Consider the following 1,304-nt stretch of genomic DNA (forward strand, 5'->3'; position numbering starts at 1 on the left):
CGTAGTAACCGCCGGCCTATACCGAGGCCGGTGCGGCCGGCGGTTACTACGAGCGTCCGGCGCTGGACGGATCACGGCCGGGGGCCTTCTACATCAATCTGCGCGACACGGCCGAGCGGCCCCGCTGGTCGCTGCCGACCCTGACCTATCACGAGGCCGCGCCGGGGCATCACTTCCAGCTGGCCCTGGTCGCCGAGAGCACCCTGCCCAGGCTGCGCCAGAACATGGGCTTCTCGGCCAATACCGAGGGCTGGGCGCTCTATGCCGAGCAGGTGGCGATGGAGATGGGCCTGTATGAGGGCGACGACCTGGGCCTGCTGGGCATGTACCAGGCCCGTCTGTTCCGCGCCGGCCGCTGCGTGGTCGATACCGGGATCCACACCAAGGGCTGGAGCCGGGAAAAGGCCATTGCCTATATGGTCGAGACCGGCGGCGAGCCCGAGGGGCGGATCACCAGCGAGATCGAGCGCTACTGTGCCCGCCCGGGCCAGGCCTGCTCCTACAAGGTCGGGCACACGGTCTGGGTCAGGGCGCGGGAGCGGGCCCGCCAGCGTCTGGGGGCGAAGTTCGACATCCGCCGCTTCCACGATGCGGGCCTGCTGGTCGGTCCCGTGCCGCTGACCGTTCTGGACCGGGTGATTGACGCCTGGCAGGGCTGAGCCTGAGAAAAAATTCAGGGGCCGCGATTTTTTTCAACTGCGGCCCTTGAAACCCTCTGACCCCAAACCCAGTTCATAGTCGCGGGCCGGGCCCCTCTGGCGAGTGATGCAAGCACTCGTGATGTCGGACCGCATCGGGTGTTCTCGATGTATGGGTCCGGTTGCTCCTCCCCCAACCCCCCCCCTCGGTGCCGGATCGTCATCGAGAACACCCCTTCCAGTTTTTTGGACAGGGAACCCTGCTATGCCGCTTCTGATGTGCCCCAACTGCGACGGCTCGATGCAGGCCGTGAACCGGTCCGGCGTCGAATTCGACATGTGCCCCAAGTGCCGGGGTGTGTGGCTGGATCGCGGCGAGCTTGAGAAGCTCATGGCCCTCGAACGCGAGGATGCCCAGGGCTCGGCACCGCCCCCGCCGCGCCCGGCTGCGCCGTTCCAGCCGCCGCCCCAGACCTATGGTCGTCCGCCCGAGCGCTATGATGATCGCCGCCGTGACGACGATGATGACCATCGCCACTACGGCAAGCATGGCCATCACAAGAAGAAACGGTTCGACCTGTTCGACATCTTCGACTGACCCTGCGGAGCCATGAACCACTTCAAGACCTATCTGCTGCTGGCCGGCCTGACCGCCCTGTTCATGGG

Annotated in this window: 1 protein-coding gene and 1 pseudogene; both read left to right on the plus strand. The window is 66.3% G+C overall.

Annotated elements, in window-relative coordinates; all coding sequences use genetic code 11:
- Nucleotides 1–11 precede the first annotated feature (11 nt).
- Nucleotides 12–659: pseudogene (locus tag DBR10_RS08645) on the plus strand (DUF885 domain-containing protein); the annotation flags it as partial.
- 244 nt (nucleotides 660–903) lie between these two features.
- Nucleotides 904–1,236, plus strand: coding sequence for a TFIIB-type zinc ribbon-containing protein (locus DBR10_RS08650; protein ID WP_108504229.1), 333 nt, complete (start codon nucleotides 904–906; stop codon nucleotides 1,234–1,236).
- Nucleotides 1,237–1,304: the final 68 nt, after the last annotated feature.

It is taken from the genome of Caulobacter sp. HMWF025 (assembly GCF_003060965.1).
Classification (GTDB): domain Bacteria; phylum Pseudomonadota; class Alphaproteobacteria; order Caulobacterales; family Caulobacteraceae; genus Caulobacter.

Excerpts from the sequence above, each read along its gene's own strand:
- DBR10_RS08650 (WP_108504229.1), top strand. The coding sequence starts at position 904 with ATGCCGCTTCTGATGTGCCCCAACTGCGACGGCTCGATGCAGGCCGTG.